The following is a 16,561-nucleotide window of genomic DNA, read 5'->3' on the forward strand; positions in this document are numbered from 1 at the left end:
TGGTGTGGGTATCAAACTATTGTTTTACAAGAAAGCATTATCATTTCCGGATTCTACATTACTGGAGGGACAGGGAAAATCATAAATATTGGTTTCACAATTAAACGCTTGGGGATGGTACCTATAAATCTCAAATCGTTGCAGATTATTGGAAAAAATATTAAATCAAAGATCAATACCTGGTTTAGCATTACAAGAAATCAATATCTATCGATTGCCTTTATTTTATTTTCTGCTTTTCTTGTAAGAATGTACCTATCTACGTCCGAAGGATTTGAATTCGATATTTCACTGTTCAGGACATGGAGCCGCGGAGTTCATTTTACAGGAATTTCTAATTTTTATCATGGTGTAAAGTCCGATTATCCTCCGTTATATATATATATTTTATGGGTAGTAGGAACATTTTATAAATTATTCATATCTGCATCCTTTGACATCCAGTCCCCTGTTTTTACAATTTTGCTAAAGACTCCTGCTATAATAGCTGATATTGTAACAGCCTTATTGATATTTTTGATCGTAAGAAAATATGGAAGTTTCAGGCTGGCAATCCTGTGCATGACGGTTTATGCATTCAATCCTGCTATCATCTACAACTCTGCAATATGGGGTCAGGTGGATTCGGTTTATACGCTGTTTTTAATGTTTGCTCTTATGGAATTTGTCTCAGGAAAGCCGATGATTGCAGGAAGTTCTCTTGCCCTGGCGATCCTGACCAAACCCCAGAGTCTTGTACTTGTTCCTCTTTTTGCGCTGGTAATGCTGAAAAAACATTCTCTATTTAAATCCGTAAAAGTATCAATTGCATCATTTGCCGTATTTGTACTTGTAGCATTGCCTTTCTATCTGAATACATCGATTTTTGGATTGTTCAAATTATATTTTTCATCATATAGCCAGTATCCGTTTAATTCTTTAAATGCTTTGAATATATGGTCTTTTGGAGGTTTGTTCCAGCCTGATAATAAGATTTTCCTGTTTTTGACATATAGAATATGGGGATACCTTTTATTCAGCCTGCTTTTTATTTATGTGGCGCACGTTATCATAAAACGAAAAGAGGATAGATCGATATATATTGCCTCAGCAATATTATTTTTCGGATTTTTTATGCTGTTTACCCGGATACATGAAAGGTACCTATTTTCTCTTTTTGCTCCGCTTGCAGTTGCAATGGCCCTTAACAGACGTCTTTCTTATGTGTATTTATTAGCAACAATAACTTTTTTGTTCAACCTGTATTTTGTCCTGGAGGAATCAAAAACAGGCATTGTATTTGTGAATAGTAGATTCTTATTACCTCTTACAGCAGGGATTAACCTTATCCTCTTTATATATACAATTTATTGTTTTTCATCAGATTTAAATAGTTTAAAAGTAGATATTAAACACCCAGGAATTGAAAAACATCATGAATAATGGAGAAGTCAGAGCGCTTCGCAAAGCATTTGATTCGGTTAAAGAGAGGCAGGCTTTTAACCAGTCAAAAGGCTTTGCAGAAAGAACAAAGAGACTTATTTCATCACGGGAACTTTGTGTGGGAAATGAAGTGCTTCTTGAACAGGCTATCGCAAATCTCAAGAAAAACGGAATAAAAGTCTGTCTTGCCAGGGAGAAGCAGGAAGCGCTTGATATGATATTGAATGAGGTAGGGAAGGAAAAAATCATCGTAAAATCAAAATCCAATGTGACCAAGGAACTGGAATTAACAAAATTTCTTGAAAAAAACGGGTCAACTGTTGTGGAAACAGATATCGGGGACAGGATATTACAGGTATTGAATGCAAAACCTTCGCACCCCACAGGTCCTGTGACCCACCTTTCAGCAAAACAAATTGCAAAAGGTATCTCACAATATTATGATGTACCTGTTGCTGAAACACCCGAAGATATCGTGAAGATAGTAAAAGCGGATATCGTTTCAAGCCTTGATAATGCAAAAATCGGGATTACGGGAGCCAATGCCATTGCTGCCGAGGAAGGCTCTATCATCATGACACATAATGAAGGGAATATACATGAGGTCATGAGAAAACAAAAACATATTGTAGTAACCTCGATAGATAAGATATATCCTGATATTGAATCTGCTATAAATATGATACGGATACTGTGTTACAATGCTACAGGCGCAATAATCCCTTCATTTGTTGATATAATAACCAGCGTAAGCAAAACAGCAGATGTGGAAAAAAAATTCATTAAAGGGGTCCATAATCCATCAGAAATAGTTCTTGTTCTGGTCGATAATAGGAGGAGCGACCTTGCAAAGAAGGGATTTAAAGAACTTCTTAAATGCATAGGATGCGGGAATTGTTTGTTGCATTGTCCCATGTACAATACTATCGGGAATGAATACGCAATAGATAGCTACCTCGGAGGGAAGGGATTAGCTTATTATTCGGTATATGCCAATGAACCGAATGAGAAACTGGAGTTATGCCTTGGCTGCGGGAAATGTATGGAAAATTGTCCCCTTGAACTTGATATTCCTGATCTGATCAGGAAGTTAAGGAGCACCGGTATTTCTTCGGAAGTGTATTATTTCTTGAAATCCCATATTATCTGGGTATATTACCAGGCTGTCTTGAGATTGGGGAAATAGTTTATCTTCGTATTATCATCAGGAATAAGACCACAGCAGGTGCCATAATAATTTATCTCATACCCATTTTCCTTTGCAAACCTGATCGTCCCAAAAGTCGGCGCCGCAATTCCCGACACACCGCAAAGAAGTGCGATCTTTTCAATATCAGCCCTGTCTTTTCCGCTTGAATGGGCGCATCCTAATATGACAGGAATATCAGGGAACATAACGATCGCTCTTCTTATGATTTTTTCAAAATCTGATGGATCCGGCTTAATATGCTGCATTGGCGTCCCTGCAACCGGCATCAGTCCGGTTATGATTACCGTTGTGGGCGCTATCGAGCTGATCATTTCAATGGCGCGGTATTCCCCGTTCAATTTCCCGAAATGGATGCCCACGCAAACATGGGGAAAAATGAGCAGTCCTGAATCCGAAATGGCATGGAGGCTGTCCATATATTCTTTTTCGGAAATATGAAGGCCGTAAATATCCAGCACTGAAGTCATATCGCCCATTACATCAAATCCGATGCCATCAAGGCCGGAGTCTTTTAATGCCCCTGCTTCTTCCCTAGATATGAAACCTGTATGCGCGATAAGAATAAGATCAGTTGTTTCCTTTAGTTTTTTTATTGTCGATATTAAATTTTTAATTGGCACACGCCCCCGCTCATCACAGCCTCCTGTCAGCAGTATTCCTTTTGCGCCTGACCTGTGGAGCATAAGGGCTTTCTTTTCAAGCTCCTCATTTGTGGTTGCAGGGATCAGGCGCTGTAATAATTTACCCTTACAATGCTGGCACATAAGGGAACATGAATTTCCTGTGACGGATATAGAAGGGAAAGTGTCCGAAGTGATGAAGAAATTGATTTTCTTATTTAAATGACTTTTTTCAGGCATGGAATTTATCCTTATATTTATATCCGTATATTACAACTCCTCCAACAAAAAGTAATACACACAGGAGATAAATATAAAATGCTGGGAAAAACCCGGTATTGAAAAATGGGTTGAAATCAGAAGGATAAAATGGTTTGATATCACGATATAAGGGTGAATCAAAAAGGATATGCAGGAATATCCCTGAAAACGATGCTATCCAGATACTTTTTGATGAAAAATCCTGCGATAGTTTGAGTGTCACAAGTGTGTCCTGGAGATATTTATCCGTTTTAATCATTAAAAGTGCAAGAATTATGGCAACAATTGAACCGCCTGCAAAAGAATGAAAAAAGCCATGAAGTGGATGACCGGGATTAAAAAACAAAATTAGGAATGGTTCTACATCGACAATGACATTTGCAATAAGGAATGTGGGGAAGTGGATATACCGGAATAACAACAAACCGAAAAACAACGCAGGGCCAAGATGAAACGGTGTAAAGGGCATGATTTCTTTCATTCCAATGATCTTTTTTATTTTCTAATTGTAACGGCCTTCACCCTCAACAAGTTCTCCGCTTGCTGGAACCCAGCCATGCTTTTCTCCTGTTAAAGTAATACCTAAACTTTCACGATATATATTAAAAGCCCAACCACCGGCGAACCATTCATTTCTTCCATCCAATGACACAAGAACTTCAACAGTAGCATTCGGGGATGATCCATAGTCAGCATATATGATGCTATCATACCTTTGTGTTTTCAGTGGAATTCCATTCGAAGGGTATTTATAAGAAGATGGTGTCAGGTTGAATTTTTGAGAAAGGAGAGGTTCATTTTCAGTTGCATTCTTAGTATCTATAACATGGTCAGCCACCATGGATACACTCAAATATTTATCTCCCATTGTAAATGAAGAACTATTTCCTGTTGGAATATCACCTGTTTGACCGGGAACGGGTGGTTGCAGCTCGACCAGCTTTTTGACCCCAGGAACAAATTCCTTTGTACTGATTTTTAACATTTTACCATATTCTGTCTCAATTATACTAAGATTCCAGTCATCAGATACTCGTGCATTTTCATTTATTGCCATATTTGCCATCGTGATGTCATTCCCAAGAACTGGAATCGGAACATAAAAAATCGGTTTCTCCAGCTTTGAATCTGTAGTTAATGAGATCGTGTAGCCATAATGGCTGCTGAGAGAAGATTCATCATATCTTGTAAATTCGTAAAGAAATACGCCAATTATTATAACTATAAATAGCATTAGTCCAAGTGCGATTTTTAATAATTTTCCCATGATTTGATATGTTTAAATTTGTTATTCGGTATATATTATTTTCCTATACATCAGAAGAGCTGAGGAGGAATTGTAAAGCGCCTGACCCTTGCGTACATTGCAATAAACAAAGGTTAATGATTACCGCAAAAAAGATTAATCATGAAGTATATAATAGAAGGGAGGAACAACTATTAATAATCTTCAGAAGACCGAAGACTGGGTGATGATAGCTTTAGATGATTATAACGATGCGCTTTCGGATTTCAACGAAGGGAGGTATCCAAGCAGTGTTTACCATGCACAGCAATGTGCAGAGAAGGCATTAAAAGCACTGTTATCTTTTTTTGGCGTTGTTCATGAAAAAACTCATTTTCCTTCAGATATCCTTGGAGAAGATATTCTTAGCGATCCCGAAATCACCTCAAGGTTCCAATTGACAAAAGAACATATTCAGTTGATGTTGAAAATGACTGAATTAGCTTCTATCATAGAAGGTCAAAGAAGCATGCCAAGATATGGCTGGGAAACAAAAGACAGGATTATTAGACCGTCTGAGATTTATAATGAAGAAAAAGCGGATGAAATTATCCGATATACCGTCGAAATAATGAGTTTATTATGTCAATTCTTTGAAACATTACAAACAAAACAAATGGACAAATTAGCCAGGGAAATAAAGAAATGTTTGAACAAATAATCGAGCAATATATAAAGCAGATATCAGAGAAATTCGACATAAAAGGTATTATCTTATATGGGTCAGTCGCAAGAGGTACCGCAAAGAAAACAAGCGATATTGATCTAATAGTTATCGTCTCAGGATTGCCTGACATTAAAGATAGGTTCGATTTTATCAAAATCAAGAAGCCTTCTAAATTAGAAGCCGTCTGGATGACGCCGGAAGAGCTGACAGGAATGGTTGACGCCAAAACCGGCTTTGTTGTAGATGCGTTGCTTGAGGGGAAGTTTTTAAAAGATGATGGGACGGTTACGGATGCGAAGAATAGACTGGAAAAATCACTCCAGAGACTTCATGCTGTAAAACTAACTCATGGCTGGTTCATACCGCGAGACAATCTGAACGAAGTGATAAATTTTTATTAAGGCGCCTGCTAAAAGGAACTTCTGGCTTGAAACCATAAAAATCAAGAAAAACGAAATGCGCCGAGGGGGGGAATTGAACTCCCGAGGGGCGTAAGCCCCACAAGCTTTCCAGGCTTGCGCCTTAGCCGCTAGACTACCTCGGCATGCAAAAAAGCATCAAATAGCGGTATCGATACTTCTTGCCCTTAATACATATTTGAAGTATAAAAACCTGTTCAGGATTGGAATTTTTGACCGCAGATTCCGAGTCGCACCCAGGGGAACTTGTTTCATCTAATTCGATTCACCGCAAAGGTCGCCAAGAACGCAAAGAGTAGCAGCAAAATTTTTGCTTAGGGCTTCGCTTTCCATCCTTTTGGATATGTGCCTGCCTCCAGAAGAACCCTGTCAGTACTTACAACGATCCCGGTAGCAGCTTTCAAAATATCTATTGTCTTCATCTGCGCTTTACCCAGGGACACTACTTCGCCCTTTAACGTAAAAACAGCAACTATGTCGCCTTTTTCAATCCCGGTCTCAACCGAAAGCACGCCAGGCGCGGCAAGCCCTGCGCCATGACATACTGCATCCACAGCATTATCGCGTATAACTACCTTTGGAAGATGCGAAACCCCGAATTCCATGGGGAGGATGACTTTTCGCAATACACTTTCATTCCCGTTTTCCTTCCATTCAACATAAGCATCCTGCAGATCCTGTAGAGTGATCAGCGTTTCATCCTCCCGGAAAGGACCTGATTTTGTGCGCCTCAATTCCTGCATGTGCGCGCCTGTTCCCATTGCCATCCCCATGTCGTGGCATAATTTACGAATGTAGGTTCCTGCCTCACAGCCTACCCTGAAAAGTACATTATTCTCCTCTACTTCAAGAAGTTCATTATAATAAATGGTCCTGATCCTTGTTTCTCTCCTTACCGCAGATTTAATTGAAGGTTTCTGGTAAATATTACCTGTAAACTCAGACATAACTTTCCGTATAACATTTTCCGGCATTACCGTATGCAGCTTCATCAGGCAAACATACTCTTTCCCTGCCGTAAGAAGACCATCAACTGCCTTTGTCGCATCCTCAAGCATGACAGGAAGAAGCCCGGTCACATTGGGGTCAAGAGTGCCGCTATGTCCTGCTTTGTTCAAACAAAGGATTTTTTTTACCCATGAGGTTACTTCATGACTTGTTGGCCCGGCCGGCTTGTCAAGATTGATAGCCCCTTTTCTAATATATTCTTCAATCGGGCGATCCTGCGGTTTCTTACCATATTTATCGTCAGTCGTATCCTCGGATTTTATCAGTGTCTCTCTTTTTACTTCAGATGGCAGTATCATATCGGGAAACCAGCTGCTTTTTCTATAATTTCACTTATCTCTTGTGCGCTCCACTTACTTGAATCTATTACTATATCATAAACTGACAGGTCTTTAATATCCAGGTCATAATATTTCAAATAACGCTCCCTTTCGCACTCCTCCCTTTCAAAAGTTTCTTCCATTGCTTTTGCTACCGATTTACATTCTCTCTTAGCAATACGCTCTGCCCGGACTTCAAGAGGCGCTTTTAGCCATATCTTAAGATCAGCATCTACAAGAAAACCGGAAAGCCTTCCTTCTATCACGATATTGTCTTTCTCATTTGCGATCTTTTTTTGCATCGCATCGATCTCATGATCAATTTTTTCATTGCATCTGGCGATTTGCCCGAACTCATCAAGTGACATACAGCGATCGTGTGCACATTTGCGGAATATATCTCCCATGGACACCAGTTCCAGCCCGAGCTTAACTGAAATTATCTTTGAGAGAGTGCTCTTACCGCTTCCAGGAGGGCCGCTGATTGTGATTATCAATTAGACTACACCTTTGTATCCAGTGGCATTCCACCTATATTCAATGCCTTCCTGGTCATCTGGCTGACAGGTATTGAACACATGAAATACCAGAATAGCCAGTACTGGAATACCCAGAAAGCAGTTGCATCTAATTTCTGTTCTCCCCAGAAAGGAAATATCATGGTAGCATCAGGGTTCTGGCTGATGAGAAGATACACCCAGTAGAAAAGCGGGATTGAGATAATACTTATATAAAGCATGGGCTTGAACTGCTGCTTGAACATTTCCATCTGGTCGCCCATCATTTCAGCATATTGCCCTTCTAATTTTTTTATCTTCTGGGTATTATTTGACAATTGGGCCTCACGCATTTCCTTCTGGATTATTTTCGATTTCTCCTGGACACGTTTCATTAATCCCCAGTCCATTGTATATTTCTGGATTAGGGATGCATAAAGACCGGTAAAAGCCGCCAGCACGAAAATTATCATATGGATCGGAAGCCAGCCCAATAATGGCTTCAAAAGTATATCCATAAGTTTGCCTATTACATCCCTCATTTCGGGAAATATAATAATACCAAACATTAAAAAAATACCCATAACTATTGCAAGCTTATTTAGTGTCTTTTTTATCATATTCCTCCAATGCTTTTTTTATTTCTTCAAAAATCTGCGGGATTTCTTTGCTTCCATCAATTGTCCGGAGTATTTTTTTCTTATTGTAATAATTTATTAATGGCTGCGTTTGTTTTTTATATACATTTAACCTGTTTCTTATGGCTTCGGGTTTATCATCGTCGCGCTGGTATAATTTCCCATTGCATGCATTGCATGTATCTTCTTTTTCAGGACTGTTGAATAAAATATGGAAACTTGCCCCGCATTTGCACATTCTCCGTCCGGACAGGCGCTTTATGAGTTCGTTGTCATCCACCGAGATATTAAGGACTACATCAATCTTCTTACCCGATTCTGTCAATATCATCTGCAAAGCATCAGCCTGCGGGATCGTCCTGGGATAGCCATCTAACATAAATCCTTCATCGCAATCTTTTTTTGACAACCTGTCCTTGATAAGTGTTATCAAAAGTTCATCCGGGACAAGCTCTCCCCTTGACATATAAGATTTTGCCTTTATTCCGAGACCTGTATTATTATTAATGTTTTCACGCAGGATATCCCCCGTAGAAATATGGGGAAGTGAATAGTATTCCTGTATTTTTTTGGCCTGTGTACCCTTTCCTGCTCCGGGAGGCCCAAGTAAAATAATATTCATCTCGATCGAATCCGTAATGGTCAGGTGTATGTAATAAATCTTTTCAAAATAAACGCCAAAAAAAGATTATTCAAGCAAATTCTTGCCCTTTGTAAAACCCAGAACCGATGCGGATAGTATGATCAAAACGATCAGGCCAACTGATATGTATATCGTGGTCACGCGGTCAATATTTTTTAGTAATATCTTATATAAAACATCTGATGTCCATATGCCTATTATTAGGCCCATGAATCCGAAAACAATTGCATACACAGTATTTTTGAGGAAATTTGATAAATTCATAATCTTGTTGTGTATAGTATTTTATCAATATTAATTTATCGTAAGTATCAAAAAATTAATAGTAAGGACTACCATTCTGGATGTCTATGACACCGGAAATTCTTGAATCTTATCACAATCACATCACGGAAAGGCAAAAACAGGGAATTCCCCCGCTTCCGATGAATGCCGGGCAGGTTAAAGCGCTATCAGTCCTTGTTTTTGACCCCCCGCAAGGCCAGGAAGATTTTATCCTTGAACTCCTGAAAGATCACATTCCACCTGGTGTCGACCCTGCTGCTCTTGAAAAATCAAAAATGTTGCGAAAAATTGCCCTTCGCGAGAAAAGATCAAAACTTCTCACGCCGCGCGAGGCAGTCTCCCTTTTAGGTATGATGAAAGGCGGTTATAATATTGAAACGCTCGTTGAATTGCTGGATGATCAGGAACTTGGGGATGAAGCAGTTACTGCCCTCTCAAATACGATCCTTATTTTCGGTTTCTTTGACCGGATAAAAAAGCTTTCGGCTACAAACCCCAACGCAAAAAAAGTTCTTGAAAACTGGACAAAAGCACAATGGTTTACAGGAGGATATGGAATCCCCGAAACACAAAAAGTGACGATATTTAAAGTCCAGGGAGAAGTAAATACTGATGATCTTTCTCCGGCATCACGCGCCGGGACCCGCGCCGATATCCCGCTCCATTCTCTCTCCATGCTTGAAAATCGCTATCCAGGCGCACTTTCCGAGATAAACAGGCTTAAAAAGAAAGGAAATCCGATAGCATTTGCAGCAGATGTCGTTGGAACAGGAAGCAGCAGGAAATCAGCAGCCAATTCCCTTATCTGGTGGATAGGGCAGGACATTCCCGGTGTCCCGAACAAGCGAAAAGGAGGAGTGATACTCGGAAGCCAGATAGCTCCAATATTTTTCAACACGGCGCGAGATAGCGGTGCTCTTCCTGTCAAATGCGATGTCTCAACACTAAAATCAGGCGATGTAGTTACACTGGATTTCAAACATGGGAGGATACTTGGTGAAAAAGGGGAAGATATTGCGTCATTTTGCCTTGAGCCTGAAACACTTCCTGATGAATTCAGGGCAGGCGGGAGGCTTTTGCTTTTAATAGGAAAAGAACTCACAAAAAAAGCACAGGCTGCACTTGGTGTAAATTACGATATATTCATCAAACCAAGGGAACCCGGGAATTCAAATCGCGGTTACACGCTGGCTCAAAAGATCGTGGGGAAAGCCTGCGGACTTCCGGGCGTGCGCCCGGGGCAATCATGCCTTCCAAAAATATCGACTGTCGGGTCACAGGATACAACAGGCCCGATGACCGCTGATGAGATCAAGGAACTTGTATGCCTTGAATTCATGGCGCCTCTGGTTATGCAATCCTTCTGCCACACAGCTGCATATCCGACGCCTGCTGACAGAGCAATGCATAAAGAACTCTCGCAGTTTTTCAAAGAAAGGGGCGGAGTTACCTTAAAACCCGGTGACGGGATAATCCATTCATGGCTCAACCGTATGATCCTGCCCGACACTGTTGGCACGGGAGGCGACAGCCATACAAGGTTCCCGATAGGTATTTCATTTCCCGCGGGAAGCGGCCTTGTGGCATTTGCCGCAGCATTAGGGGTAATGCCGCTTGACATGCCTGAAAGCGTACTTGTAAGATTTAAAGGTAAACTAAAAAAAGGCCTGTACTTACGTGATGTTGTCAATGCGATTCCTTATTTCGCAATAAAGCAGGGCAAACTGACACTTCCGAAAAAGAATAAAAAAAATATCTTTAATGGCAGGATACTGGAGATGGAAGGTCTTCCCGACATTACTGTGGAACAGGCATTTGAACTTACGGATGCAAGCGCAGAGAGATCAGCCGAAGCTGCTGTGATAGCGCTTCCAACAGAACAGGTGGCACGCTTCCTTGAAAAGAACATATCTATTTTAAGATCGCTCATTGAGGAAGGTTATGCATCAAAGGCGCTTGAAACACGGATAGCAGCCATGCAGGAATGGCTTGATAACCCCTCTTTGCTTGAAGCTGATCCTGATGCGCAATATTCAGATATCCTTGAAATCGATCTGTCCGCTATCAATGAACCTCTTCTTGCCTGCCCTAATGATCCTGATTTTATCAAACCATTATCCGAGACGCAGGGAGTTAGAATTGATGAAGTGTTTATCGGGTCATGTATGATAGGGACCGAACAGCTGGACAGGGCTTCCGGAATACTTGAGAAAGCAGGCAGCATTAAATCCAAGTTATGGATCGCTCCGCCTACAAGGCTTATCGAAAAAAGTCTTAAAGAAACAGGTGGGTATTCCACATTCAAGGAACTCGGCGCAAGAATGGAAATCCCGGGATGCAGCCTTTGCATGGGGAACCAGGCAAGGGTAGCTGATAATGCTGTAGTATTTTCCACATCTACTCGTAATTTTGATAACCGCATGGGTAAGAATGCACAGGTCTATCTTGGTTCGGCTGAGCTTGCTGCGATCATCGCAGTTCTTGGCAGGATTCCAACACTTTCGGAATATCAAGAATTATTGGAATAAGGAATATTGCATGGATATATTTTTAGCTGTTAGAAGCTTTGCAACTAAAGTACCATTTTTGAGTGACTGCAGGTGCAGACAGAAGACTTAGGTGCAACTTTGTGACTTTATGTCCAAATGCGACTCTAAGTGCAAAGCTGCTCTTAGAAAAGGGGTTAAATATACGTTAGGTCAATTAAATTATATAAGAAAATGTGGAGTGAGATTATATGGACGATATTAGCAATAATGAAATCAAAGGACTGAACAAGTTTAAGTATCAACAGCCGCCGCCTAATCCTAAACCTATCCCCGTTCCTGAGCCGATCCCTGAACCGACCCCGGAACCTAAACCTGTTCCACAGCCAACCCCTGAACCCAGTCCGGAACCTAAACCTATCCCGGTACCGGAACCCGTTCCGGAGCCAACCCCCGAACCGAAGCCGGAACCTAAACCTGTACCTGTTCCGGAACCTATCCCGGAGCCAACCCCTGGTCCTACACCCCAATAAACCTATCCTGAAATTGAAATAAGATCAAAAATAAGGGCTATGTGATACTCAACCCGAACTCCCCCAATCTCTCCTTAGCTGCTTCTCTCTTTTCCTGGTGGTCTTTCAGGAATTCCCGCATGAGCTTCGCCGCAAATTTCTTGCAATTTCCGCATACGTGCGTGCCTCCTACACAGTCCTTATAAATCTCCAGAAGCTCATTATCGTCCTCTACAAGATGGTAAAGCAATAACTCATACACGCTGCATTTATCAGGCTCGCCGCCAAGCTTTTTCTGCTCTTCAAGCGTTACCCTGCCGCCAGTTATTGCGCGCATTACTTTCTTTGCCCCATCTTCGGGTCTGTCAGTGAGGGCTATATAGCTTTCAGGGATGCTGCTTGACATTTTGCCGCCCTGGAGTCCTGTCATGAACTTGTGATATGTAGAAGCAGGGGGCATGAAGGCATAACCGCCATGTTTCAGTTCTACTTCGCAAACTACCGGTTCAACTTCTTCAAGAGTTCGTCCGGAAATATCCACATGTTCTTCGTAGAGTTTACCACCTGTGCGCTTTGCAATTTCCTTCAGGGCTTCCTTTGGTGCCGCTTTTCCGCGGACGCTTATCAATCCATTCTCTGCGCGGCGTTCTTCGATCATAAACATATTTGTTTTATAAGCAAGCCCCCTTGTCAGCCTGATATGCGGATCCTGGTCAGAGCCTACCGGAATAACAACTGGTTTGGGACCTCCGAATTCTTTCAACTGCGGATGCAGGATGTCAGCGCTTTGCGTAAGTGCGCTGACCATGTGCGCAATGTTTGTCTCACCTGAAAAACCATATATGGCAGAAAGCTCAGAAAAATTCGCTTTAATGCCAAGTTCAAATGATAAGTCTTTCACTGGCTTGAACCCTGATTGGAAATAAATATGCGCACCAGGCTCAAGACCAAGAGCTATTGCGCTTAATATATATTCATTTATTCCCAATTCTCGGCATTCTTTCCAGCTTTTTCCCCTGACTGCATGCGCTTCCATATCCGCAATAGCAAGGAACGCATCCCCGCCCTGCTGCTGGTGCCAGATGATCTCTTCCATGACCATTTTATGACCCAGATGTGCCTTTCCCGAAGGCATAAATCCGCTCAATGCCGCAAAAGGTTTTCCCGATATCATCGCACGAAGGACAGAATCATAGCTCCTGTGCCCGAATATGACATGCCTGCGCATGTACCTGTGTGGATTCTTTATCTTTCCGAGGAGGTCGTCAAACTTTGAAATCCCGAATTCGTCAAACAGTTTTGAATAATTATCGATTTTGACAACGCCCCAGGGGTCAAGAGTAGTCATGTGCCCTATTCAGGGCTTATAAATATGTAAAGTTTATCATGAGTCATAAGGTTTGTGATGAATCAACCTGAAAGTTCTGTTTTCAAAAATAGAAAAATATATACGTTATAAAATGAAAGTATAACATCAACAGGTAAAACCATCTTATGGATTTTGTCTGAATTAAAAATTTTTTATTCGTGCAAAAGGGAAAAAGGGAAAAACGGCAAAACGGGGAAAAACGGATATATTCAAACCTTCTGGAAAGGTTTAGGCACCATGATAGTTACAAAGCATATATCCATTGACAAAGAATGTGTTGACAAATTAAAATCGCAACTGGAAAAGCATAATGGGAATTTCAGCGCTGCAATAAGAGATATTATCGATCGTAATGGTAAATCCGCTTTTCCGAATAATTCATCAGCAATAGATACTTCCCTCTTAAAATGGATGCTGACAGAGACCGATGGTACACTTATTCCGGACAATGTAATGGATGAATTGCTGGATCCGGTATTGATCAATTCAATAAGGAAACTGGAAGATTGTCTTAATTGCAGGTTCAGGGAACTTGAATGGGATATTAATATTGAGTTCAAATATGATAACGATACGTTACCAAGCGGTGTCATGATAGAATTAAGAGGGGAAACTAATAAGATACGAACCGTCGCCCGCATATTATCACAATATATGGTTAAGAATTCTCTTGAAAAGATACCTCTTGAGATTATGTCTGTTTTTAATATTAATGAATGTATCCGGATTGAACTTGCAAGATCAACTAAAAAAGAGGCCACAAACAGCCTTCTTACTTTTTTTGGGGGTATGGATGAGGTAATAAAAGGAATAAAAAGTCGCCCACAATTCTGGAAGGCAATAATCAAAAGACACCTGTTAAGCAATTATAATATGGTTACAGTTCACAGGAATTTCTTTGAAGACCTGCTTTCCAATAATATACCACTTGGTGAAATAAGCATCGAAAACCTTGCAAAAAAACCGATACAGGAAATACCATTAAAAGACATGCTTTTATTAATAAAAGAAGTTTATGAAACTTCCCGGGTAATTGACAAGGTAGAGATCGATAACGATAATTTAATAATATTTCATAGTTACAGGTCTAATGAAGCCATTGAAAAAATAAAAAAAACACTTGTACTGCTTTTAGAAGCAAATGGTCATTTATTCGATCCCAAAACAACGGCTAACATGATAGTATTGACCCACAGGCCTGACGTGGGCCTGAAAGTCAATGAGATTATTAATAATTTGAAAACCAGCAGGACGAGCTTTGACCAGGAATTGGTGATGTTCATGACTTTTTTAAAAGGATTAAGGGACATTCCGGATATTCCATTATCTTTTATAGCTTTAGGACGAAAGATCGGAACTTCGTTAATGCAGGAGTATGAAAAGGAGAATGGTATCAAGAACTGGGACCTGGAGACATTTAAAACCGTTTTTGAAATAATAAATTCAAAGATCCATACAGAAAGTGAATGGAAATTAGATGGAAACAATCTGCTATATACAATAAGGAAATGCCATATTGCCACAGAAGGGAACAAATTTGACAAATATATATGTAATACATCCAGGGAAACCTTCAAGGGTGCGCTGAATTATGCTTTCGGGAACAAGGCAGTATTGGAGATCAAGAAATTGATATCCCACGGAGATAAATTGTGCGAAGTGGTTATAAGATTGCCTTGAATATAAAAAATAGTGATATTTATATACATTAAATCCGAATCTAATAATATCATGGTTCACAATATTTATTTTTCAGTATGTGGGGAAGGTTATGGTCATTCAAGCAGGGATATGGCAATAGCCGCGAAACTTAAAAGTGCGGGGGCAAATGTTCTCATGGGGAGTTATGGTTATGCGCTGGATCGCCTGAAAAAGAGTTTTGATTGTATTAAAATTGAGAAAGAATTTGAAATGACGTCAAAGGATGGAGCCTTTGACCTTAAAGCCACAATTTCACAAAGTACGAATTCAGTATTTCATTATTCAAGAACAATATCCCAGGAAAAAAAGATCATGGAGGATTTTTCTGCAACATGCATGGTTGCAGATGGCAGGGGCGCCTCTGTTTTTGCGGCCTTCAAACTCGGGTTGCCCTGCATTATAATATCCAACCAGACAAGCATTGAATCCTTTTTCAAGGAAAGTAAATTCCTTTCAAACCTTGTGGGTAAGCCGGTGGATCTTACCCTTAAAACTACGATGGCGCTTGCTGAAGAAGTCCTGATCCCTGATTTTGCACCACCTCATACTGTTTGTCTTAATACGTTAAGTAAAAGTTCCCATGTAATGAAAAAACAAAGATTTGTCGGGCCTGTAGTATCTGCCAAATACGAAACCCAGCAGCCTGAACCAGTTGGCATAAAAAATCCATTCATATTAACCATTCTCAGCGGGCATTCGTTCAGCCGTCCCATTTTTAATGGAATATTAAAGATCGCGGACAGGTTCCCTGAGATAAATTTCCTGGTGTTTGCAAGATTCAAAAGCGATAATATCCCAAAAAACACAACTGTTGTGGGATTTTGTGAAGATCCATCTCCGTATATAGCAGCGGCAGAGCTTGTTATTGCCCAGGCAGGCCACAGCACTGCCATGGAAATCCTGACACTTGGAAAACCAGCCCTTATTATCCCAATTAAAGGTCATATCGAACAGGAATATAATGCATCACGAATGAAAGAACTTGGGGTATGTGAAATCCTGGATTATCAATCCTTTAATGGCGAAGGTCTCTATGAAAAGATCAAACTTCTTTTGAATGAAAAAGGATTCAAGGAAAAAGCGAAATTATTTTCTGAAAATGCACGGGAAATGAGAGGATCACAAAAAGCGGCAGATATTATCCTGGAGTTATCGAACCGGATACAATGTTATTAAGGCACTTAAAAGCAATTTATTTAAGCCTGAATGATATAAATA

General features: G+C 40.5%; 16 protein-coding genes, 1 tRNA gene and 1 pseudogene. 8 read left to right on the forward strand and 10 right to left on the reverse strand.

What is annotated here, in order from left to right; translation table 11 throughout:
• Positions 1-114 precede the first annotated feature (114 nt).
• The gene (locus FIB07_01535) at positions 115-1,422 is read left to right on the forward strand and encodes a hypothetical protein (protein NJD51529.1); all 1,308 of its coding nucleotides are present in this window, start codon (positions 115-117) and stop codon (positions 1,420-1,422) included.
• Positions 1,415-2,608, forward strand: a complete 1,194-nt coding sequence (locus tag FIB07_01540; protein ID NJD51530.1) for a lactate utilization protein — start codon at positions 1,415-1,417, stop codon at positions 2,606-2,608. Before FIB07_01535 ends, FIB07_01540 begins: the two co-directional genes overlap by 8 nt.
• Here the strand turns inward: FIB07_01540 and FIB07_01545 are convergent.
• The 3 genes from FIB07_01545 to FIB07_01555 are packed head-to-tail and all read right to left on the reverse strand — an operon-like array spanning position 2,578 to position 4,780.
• Positions 2,578-3,492, reverse strand: coding sequence for a radical SAM protein (locus FIB07_01545; protein NJD51531.1), 915 nt, complete (start codon positions 3,490-3,492; stop codon positions 2,578-2,580). The genes FIB07_01540 and FIB07_01545 overlap by 31 nt on opposite strands.
• The gene (locus tag FIB07_01550) at positions 3,485-3,982 is read right to left on the reverse strand and encodes a hypothetical protein (GenBank protein NJD51532.1); all 498 of its coding nucleotides are present in this window, start codon (positions 3,980-3,982) and stop codon (positions 3,485-3,487) included. Before FIB07_01550 ends, FIB07_01545 begins: the two co-directional genes overlap by 8 nt.
• 33 nt (positions 3,983-4,015) lie before the next feature.
• The gene (locus FIB07_01555) at positions 4,016-4,780 is read right to left on the reverse strand and encodes a hypothetical protein (GenBank protein NJD51533.1); all 765 of its coding nucleotides are present in this window, start codon (positions 4,778-4,780) and stop codon (positions 4,016-4,018) included.
• Positions 4,781-4,985: 205 nt separating this feature from the next.
• On the opposite strand from FIB07_01555, the gene FIB07_01560 reads away from it, so the two are divergent.
• Together FIB07_01560 and FIB07_01565 are read left to right on the forward strand one after the other, a co-directional pair.
• Positions 4,986-5,459, forward strand: a complete 474-nt coding sequence (locus FIB07_01560) for a HEPN domain-containing protein (protein ID NJD51534.1) — start codon at positions 4,986-4,988, stop codon at positions 5,457-5,459.
• A complete protein-coding gene (locus FIB07_01565; GenBank protein NJD51535.1) occupies positions 5,444-5,866 on the forward strand; it encodes a nucleotidyltransferase domain-containing protein in 423 nt (140 codons plus the stop codon). Before FIB07_01560 ends, FIB07_01565 begins: the two co-directional genes overlap by 16 nt.
• A gap of 58 nt (positions 5,867-5,924) precedes the next feature.
• Here the strand turns inward: FIB07_01565 and FIB07_01570 are convergent.
• The 6 genes from FIB07_01570 to FIB07_01595 all read right to left on the reverse strand — a co-directional run bounded on the left by FIB07_01570 (position 5,925) and on the right by FIB07_01595 (position 9,254).
• Positions 5,925-6,009 (reverse strand) — tRNA-Ser (locus FIB07_01570).
• A gap of 189 nt (positions 6,010-6,198) precedes the next feature.
• Complete coding sequence (locus FIB07_01575; protein NJD51536.1) at positions 6,199-7,191, reverse strand: RNA-guided pseudouridylation complex pseudouridine synthase subunit Cbf5; 993 nt, start codon at positions 7,189-7,191, stop codon at positions 6,199-6,201.
• The gene (locus FIB07_01580; protein NJD51537.1) at positions 7,188-7,709 is read right to left on the reverse strand and encodes a cytidylate kinase; all 522 of its coding nucleotides are present in this window, start codon (positions 7,707-7,709) and stop codon (positions 7,188-7,190) included. The genes FIB07_01575 and FIB07_01580 overlap by 4 nt, the downstream gene beginning before the upstream one ends.
• Positions 7,710-7,714: 5 nt before the next feature.
• Complete coding sequence (locus FIB07_01585; protein NJD51538.1) at positions 7,715-8,329, reverse strand: DUF106 domain-containing protein; 615 nt, start codon at positions 8,327-8,329, stop codon at positions 7,715-7,717.
• A complete protein-coding gene (locus tag FIB07_01590) occupies positions 8,307-8,969 on the reverse strand; it encodes an adenylate kinase (GenBank protein NJD51539.1) in 663 nt (220 codons plus the stop codon). The genes FIB07_01585 and FIB07_01590 overlap by 23 nt, the downstream gene beginning before the upstream one ends.
• Positions 8,970-9,035: 66 nt before the next feature.
• Positions 9,036-9,254, reverse strand: coding sequence for a hypothetical protein (locus FIB07_01595; protein ID NJD51540.1), 219 nt, complete (start codon positions 9,252-9,254; stop codon positions 9,036-9,038).
• A 98-nt stretch (positions 9,255-9,352) separates the two neighbouring features.
• Between FIB07_01595 and FIB07_01600 the strand changes: the two genes are divergently transcribed.
• Both FIB07_01600 and FIB07_01605 read left to right on the forward strand, forming a co-directional pair.
• A complete protein-coding gene (locus FIB07_01600) occupies positions 9,353-11,803 on the forward strand; it encodes a bifunctional aconitate hydratase 2/2-methylisocitrate dehydratase (protein NJD51541.1) in 2,451 nt (816 codons plus the stop codon).
• Between the two features lie 266 nt (positions 11,804-12,069).
• Positions 12,070-12,291: pseudogene (locus FIB07_01605) on the forward strand (signal recognition particle-docking protein FtsY).
• A 40-nt stretch (positions 12,292-12,331) separates the two neighbouring features.
• On the opposite strand, the gene FIB07_01610 reads toward FIB07_01605, so the two are convergent.
• On the reverse strand, positions 12,332-13,621 hold the full coding sequence (locus FIB07_01610) for a tryptophan--tRNA ligase (protein NJD51542.1): 1,290 nt from the start codon (positions 13,619-13,621) through the stop codon (positions 12,332-12,334).
• Between the two features lie 258 nt (positions 13,622-13,879).
• On the opposite strand from FIB07_01610, the gene FIB07_01615 reads away from it, so the two are divergent.
• Both FIB07_01615 and FIB07_01620 read left to right on the forward strand, forming a co-directional pair.
• Positions 13,880-15,322 carry a hypothetical protein gene (locus FIB07_01615; GenBank protein ID NJD51543.1) on the forward strand — a complete coding sequence of 481 codons (1,443 nt, stop codon included), beginning with the start codon at positions 13,880-13,882 and terminating at the stop codon, positions 15,320-15,322.
• Positions 15,323-15,373: 51 nt separating this feature from the next.
• The gene (locus FIB07_01620) at positions 15,374-16,519 is read left to right on the forward strand and encodes a UDP-N-acetylglucosamine--N-acetylmuramyl-(pentapeptide) pyrophosphoryl-undecaprenol N-acetylglucosamine transferase (GenBank protein NJD51544.1); all 1,146 of its coding nucleotides are present in this window, start codon (positions 15,374-15,376) and stop codon (positions 16,517-16,519) included.
• The last annotated feature ends 42 nt before the right edge of the window (positions 16,520-16,561 follow it).

Source organism: Candidatus Methanoperedens sp., assembly GCA_012026795.1.
Taxonomy (GTDB): Archaea; Halobacteriota; Methanosarcinia; order Methanosarcinales; family Methanoperedenaceae; genus Methanoperedens.